Origin of the sequence: Actinomadura sp. GC306 (assembly GCF_004348665.1) — a bacterium.
Taxonomy (GTDB): domain Bacteria; phylum Actinomycetota; class Actinomycetes; order Streptosporangiales; family Streptosporangiaceae; genus Spirillospora.
This window is the reverse complement of record NZ_SMKM01000061.1, coordinates 21,985-27,984: the sequence shown is the minus strand read 5'-3', so window position 1 is coordinate 27,984 and position 6,000 is coordinate 21,985. Positions and strand designations below refer to the sequence as shown.

Annotated in this window: 6 protein-coding genes; all 6 read right to left on the bottom strand. The window is 70.6% G+C overall.

The window, feature by feature from the left end; all coding sequences use genetic code 11:
• Positions 1-171: 171 nt before the first annotated feature.
• On the bottom strand, positions 172-597 hold the full coding sequence (locus tag E1200_RS34775; RefSeq protein WP_243708493.1) for a TadE family type IV pilus minor pilin: 426 nt from the start codon (positions 595-597) through the stop codon (positions 172-174).
• A gap of 11 nt (positions 598-608) precedes the next feature.
• Positions 609-803 (bottom strand): DUF4244 domain-containing protein, encoded by a 195-nt coding sequence (locus E1200_RS11860; protein ID WP_131951900.1) that lies wholly within the window; start codon positions 801-803, stop codon positions 609-611.
• 89 nt (positions 804-892) lie between these two features.
• A complete protein-coding gene (locus E1200_RS11855) occupies positions 893-1,882 on the bottom strand; it encodes a type II secretion system F family protein (RefSeq protein ID WP_243708492.1) in 990 nt (329 codons plus the stop codon).
• Positions 1,879-2,391: a type II secretion system F family protein gene (locus E1200_RS11850; protein WP_243708491.1), complete on the bottom strand. Its 513-nt coding sequence runs from the start codon at positions 2,389-2,391 to the stop codon at positions 1,879-1,881. The genes E1200_RS11855 and E1200_RS11850 overlap by 4 nt, the downstream gene beginning before the upstream one ends.
• A 203-nt stretch (positions 2,392-2,594) precedes the next feature.
• On the bottom strand, positions 2,595-3,746 hold the full coding sequence (locus E1200_RS11845) for a TadA family conjugal transfer-associated ATPase (protein ID WP_131951899.1): 1,152 nt from the start codon (positions 3,744-3,746) through the stop codon (positions 2,595-2,597).
• 157 nt (positions 3,747-3,903) lie between these two features.
• Complete coding sequence (gene ssd / locus E1200_RS11840) at positions 3,904-4,980, bottom strand: septum site-determining protein Ssd (protein WP_131951898.1); 1,077 nt, start codon at positions 4,978-4,980, stop codon at positions 3,904-3,906.
• Positions 4,981-6,000: the final 1,020 nt, after the last annotated feature.

Sequence of the window (6,000 nt, the reverse complement as noted above, 5' to 3'; positions counted from 1 at the left end):
GCCCCAGCCGACCGACGCGACTGACTCACCGACTCCGCCCCCTCACACCCGGCTCCCATCGCCGGGCAAACGCCCAGGTCGTCGGCCCGTCCCGCGATGCGCAGGTTTCTGCAAGCACTCCACCGGTCTTGGTCGCACCGCGCTCTGAAGGAGAGCGATGTAATGGACAGCTCAGTCAGAGCTGCCCAGAGGGCCTGTTTCGGGGAGCCTGGTGGGTGACGCCTCCTCCTCTATGGGCTCTCGGTTGGCTGGGCGGGTCTCGTGCGGGGGGACGCCCGGTTCTGTTGCGGCAGCCACATGGGCCTGGACGGTCACGGCTGGGAGACCGGCCGCCGCAGGTGGTCTGACGGACACAGACACGTCCACGTGGACGGTGGCCCCGTCTCGGCTTACCCGGACCATGGCGCCCTTCGGGACTGCCTCCGCCACGCGTTCGCGCACGGCGGCCAGGGACTCGCCCCTGGCTGCGGCGCGGGCACCGGTCCGGGCCGCGTCCGTGCAGGTGAGCTGGACGGACGCGGCCATCAGACCCCAGAGCGCGATCGCCGTGACCAGGACGAGCGTGGGGAGCGCCACGGCGATCTCCGCCGTGGCCATCCCGCGATCCTTCAGCCCGCCAGGTTGAGCGCCTTCTCGATGATCTGTAAGAGCAGTTCCTTCACCTGCGGACTGGTCACGATCTTGAACAGGAGGCCGGCGAACGCCGCCGCGGCGATGGTGCCGACCGCGTACTCGGCCGTGGACATGCCTCGGTCTCCGCCCGTGCCCGTCCATCGCCGCTTCACCTTCTGGATCACCCGCATGGGGCTCCTTTCGCTTGAGGTTCTCCCTTAAGGCTGCTGAGCCGCCGGGCGGAGTGATGAGGGAACGCCGCATTGTGGATAACTCCGGTTCACCGCGGGATGAGGATCGTCGAGGCGATGCCGGCGATGGCCGGGACGATGCCCAGCAGGACGAAGGCGGGAAGGAAGCACAGGCCCAGCGGAGCCAGCGCGCGGATGCCGGCCGCCCGTGCTCTGGCCGCCGCCGCAGAGCGCGCTACGCGCCGTTGATCTCGCGCGAGGCGGCTCAAGGACGGCGCCAGCGCCGCCCCGGTGGTGGTCGCGCGTGTGGCCGCGCGAGCCAGCGGAGCGAGCATCGGTTCCTCGGCGAGCGCGAGCCATGCGGCGGCCGGGTCGGCCCCTAGGCGGATCTGAACGGAGACGGCGGTCAACTCGTCCCCGAGCGGACCGCCTACCGCTTCCGCAACCGCTGCGACCGCGTCATGCCACGGGGCCCCTCCGCGCAGGCAGGCCGCGAGAAGGTCCACTGCCACGGGCAGGTCGGCGACGAGCTGGGCCCGCCTGCGTTTGCGTTCGGCGTTTCCTAAGCGGCCGAAAAAGAACCAGACGGTTGTCGCGGCCAGTGCTCCGATGAGCGCGCCGGACAGCCCGCCCAGCGTCAGGAAGCACAGCAGTCCGATCGAGCCTGCTGCTACGCGCCGTAGGAGGACGTCGCTTCGCCGTGCCCCTGCCGCTGCTTTCTCGGCACCGCGCTTCCCAGTGGCAGCCGACCGCCCGGGGCGATGGCCCGGCAACTCGTCCGGTCGGGAGGTTCGGGATGTGGCTTCACCTGCAGCGACGATGGGTGGCGTCCGTCCTCCAAGCGCAGCGTTCACGCCCCTGAGGCCGGACGGCGGGATCTCGTCCCTGGAGGCCGACATGGTCCGCTCATGGGTGGCGGGCCAGTCAGCTTTGCGCCCGCCACCCACGCGGCGAGGTGCTCGTAGGAAGCGCTTGTGGGTGCGGAACTGGTGTCTCAGGCGTTGTGCGGCTGGGGCTGGAGCTCGCGGAAGCAGAAACGCCGACACCGCCGCACACAACGCGGCCATGAGCACCGTCATGCGGTCTCCTTGGTGATTGGGTCGGTCGGGGATTCGGCGGATCGGGCTAGGCGGTGGGTCCAGTAGAGGCCGACCAGGTTCAGGGTCGTGCCGGTGAGGAGGCATGCCAGGCCCGGGAGGGTGCCGAAGAGGAAGGGAATCGGGTGCGCTCCCAGGGCCGCTGCCATGGCCAAGCCCAGCAGGGGTAGCGCGGCGAGGAGGCGCGCTGTTGCGCGGGGGCCGGCCAGCTGGACGGAAACGTCCTGGCGCTGTGCCTCCTCGTCGCGGAGAGCAGCGGCGAGACCGTCCAGGACGGCCGCCAGAGTGCCGCCGCGTTCGGAGCCGATGCGCCAGCACGCCGCGAGGAGGCGTAGCCCTTCCGCTCCTGGGCGGGCCGCCAGCTCCTCCAGGTGATCGGGGGGCGGGCGTGGGATGTTCAGTAGTTCACGGGAGATGTGCGGATCCAGGACGGTCGCGGCCGCTGTGAACGCCTCGTCCGGGGTTCGGCCTGCGGCCAGTTCGGCGGCCATGGCGTCGCATAGTTCGATGACGGACGTGCGCCATCGCTGCGGACGCGTCCTGCGTTCCCTCAGCGCCTCGACTTGGGATCCAACGGCGTGGAGCGGATTTCCGGCCGGGCGGGCTGCGAGGCGATCCAGGCGGATGACGGCAGGCGATGGGGTCATGAGGGTCCAGACGGCGGCCGCCGAGCAGAGGACCACGAGACCGTTGATCACGTGGTGCCTCGCAGCCTTGTGAAGAGGGCCTCGGCCTCGGGTGCCTGGACGATTTCTCCGGATGGGGTGAACGAGACCGCGGGGACGACTCCGACAAACCCGTCGGACGCTCGGCGGAGTCGGCAGATCTCCGCCACGCGACGGCGGCCTCCGCCCGGGTCGCGGACCAGGTGCACCACGAAGTCCAGGGCTGCGGCGAGCTGGCTGTGAACGGCCTCACGGGTGAGACCCGCCGCGCAGGCCAGGGCTTCGAGGCGGGCCGGGACGTCGGCGGCCGTGTTGGCGTGGAGGGTGCCGCACCCGCCCTCGTGCCCCGTGTTGAGCGCCTGTAGGAGATCCACGACCTCGCAGCCGCGGACCTCGCCGACGACGAGGCGGTCGGGGCGCATCCGGAGGGCTTGGCGGACGAGGTCGTTCAGGTCCACGCCCCCTGCGCCTTCCATGTTGGGCGGCCGTGCCTCCAACCGGACCACGTGCGGATGGGACGGTCTCAGCTCGGCCGAGTCTTCGACCAGAAGGATCCGTTCCGCCGGGTCGACCAATGACAGCAGGGAGCTCAAGCACGTGGTTTTGCCCGTCCCGGTTCCCCCGGTGATGAGGAAGGCGGCTCGGGACTTGATGAGGCCGGCGAGCAGTTCGGCGCCCTCGGGCGGGACGGTTCCGGCCGCGACCAGCTCGTCCAGCATGAATGCGCGGCGGCGAGGTAGCCGCAGCGAAAGGCAGGTGCCGGTCGCGGCCACAGGTGGGAGGACCGCGTGGAGTCGCACTCCACCGGGGAGCCGAGCGTCGGCGTAGGGGGCGGAGTCGTCGAGGCGTCGTCCGGCAGCGGCGGTGAGGCGCTGGGCCAGGCGGCGCAGGGACGGCTCGTCCGGGAAACGCAGGGAGGTGCGGACCAGGCCGGAGCCCGTGTCCACCCAGACCTCGTCCGGGCCGTTCACGAGAACATCGGTGACGTCCGGGCTGCGGAGTAACGGTTCCAGCGGCCCCGCGCCGACGAACTCCGCGTGCAGTTCGTCGGCGAGCGTCAGGACCTCGCGATCACCGAGGAGCCTCTCCTCAGCGCGCAGAGCCGCGGCGACCCGGCCCGTGGTCGGTTCGGCTCCGGAGTCGGCCAGCCGATCCCGGATGACATCAGACAACCTGGTCATACGCCCTCGTCTCCTGATACTCGGGTCTAGGTAGTGGTTCGCGCGGCGAACGCCCCCCGGTCCCGGCCGCTGACCGTGGTGTTCTGTTGTGCGAACCACTGGCCGTGGTCAGGTCACGGGTAGATGCACTCGCCCCGCGCATCGCCTCCTGGTGGGGTCAGGCGGCTTGTTCTCGGTAGGCGTAGGGCTGTAGGGACAGGTCGGCGAGGATCTGGCTGCAGAGGTCGGTCAACGGGCCGCGGCGGCAGGCTCTGGGGAGGTCGCCTTCGTCTATGGCGGCGGGGAGCCGGCGGTCGCGTTCGTAGGTGCCGGCGGTGGGCAGGTCCAGTGCGCGGGTGACGGCGTCGGGGGTGAGGCCGCCGGGGGCCGGGCCCTGGACGACCAGGCGGACGTCGGCGGTGTCGCGGCGGAGGGTGGCGGCCAGGCCGTCGGCCGCGACCGTCGCACGGACCTCGGCGGGGACCAGGAGCAGCGTTGTGTCGGCCGAGCGGAGCGCCGCGCGTCCTATGTCGCCCGGGTAGCGGGGGACGTCCGCCACGACCAGGTCGAAGCCGCGGACGGCTGCGTCGAACAGGGAGGTGACCGCGTCGCCGGAGACCGGCACCGGTTCCCCGCGGCGCCACGACAGGACGGACAGGTCACCCGAGCGCGGCAGCGTTTCCCGTAGCGTCGCGGTGCTCAGGCGGCCGCGGCGCTCGGCGAGGTCGTGCCATCGGACGCCCTCATGACTCTCCAGCCCCAGCATGAGGTCGATGCCGCCGCCGTACGGGTCGGCGTCCACCAGGAGGGTGCGCAGGCCCTGGCCCGCGGCGGCCAGGCCGAGGGCGGTGGCGAGGACACTGGTTCCGGCGCCGCCGCGGGAGCCGGTCACGCAGAGTGTGGTGGCCCAGCCGCTCTCGGGTTCGCCGGCGGCGGCGAACGCGTTGATCAGCCAGTCTTCGTGGTCGGGCAGGAGGGCGACGTCCTGGGCGCCGGCCTCGACGGCGAGCCGGTAGGGGTCGGACGTGGCGTCGCCGGTGACGAGGACGACCCCAGGGCGGCGCTGGAGGCCGGCTGAGGCGACGTCCTGCGCGGAGTCGGCGCCGACGAGGATCAGGGACGGCCACGTCCAGGCGGCCCTGGCCTCGGCAGCGCCGTAGGCGACCTCGGCGTGGGCGTCGGCGGCCGCCGCCAGCCGGAGCAGGCCGTCGGCGAGGGCGGGGTCGCCCGTCACGATCAGTGCCGCGAGATTCATCGGTGGCTCCTTCAGACGTGGGGAGACACCAACTGTGCGACGCTGCGTGATGGCGCGGAAGACGTTCCGTCAACTGTGGATAACTTCGGCGCCTCGGTCGGCGGCGGGGCGGTGGCGATGGGGGGTATCTCCACCGCCCCGGCCGCTGACGCTGGGCGACCCCCGCCGGGGGGGATAGCGGGGGTCGCCGGACGGTCCGGCTCCGGGGGGGTAGAGCCGGCCCGTTTTCCCAAGAAAGCTCGGGGGGAGTTCGGCGTAAGCCGTGCGCAAGCTCGCCCTATAGGGAAGGCAAACTTACTGACTCCAGTCTAGGCAGTTACAACATATGCTGCCCAACGCTTGGGAGTTCCGTCGAGATCGATCGTGCCTCGTGCGGTGACGATTTTTCTCATCAGGTTGGGATGATCCAACCTGAACCGTACCCGCAGGGCGCCGTCGCCTTGACAGAGGGTCCCGTTCCCGCGAGCACAGGGAGTGCATCGGGACGGGAGTGGGAGCGTACAGGAGAACTAAAGATCTTTGCGGGCACATCGCGGATCCCGGTGCAAATGAGAGCGATCACGGTGCGTGATCAATTCCGTGTCCCGAGCCGCGGTTACGGATAGTCCGGAATGGCGGGCTACATCCCGAGTTGACCCCACGAGGCAACGGACGTCCCGTCCGGCGCGCCAGTGGGGCGCGGGACGGGATTTGCGAATGCGGGGCTTGTCATCAGGCCAAATGAGGCGTAGACAGGTCATACGGACCAAGTTGTCCGAGCACGGCAGCCGGGCACCCACGCGCGATCAGCCGCGGGAGGCGCGTCGAGACGGGCTTGACCCGCTCCGACGAATACAGGTGCACGCTTGGTAACCCGGTGTGACGTGACTGGCGGCGGCGCTCTTCAGCAGAGCGCCGTTCGCTTTGCGCCAGAAGCGCTAGTCGCGGACGTCCACTCGACGAACAGAACGCTTGCGTGTTCCTCGCCCGTCAGATCACGGGAATCCCAGTTCGCCGAGGAGATGGTCGTCTCGGTGGGCG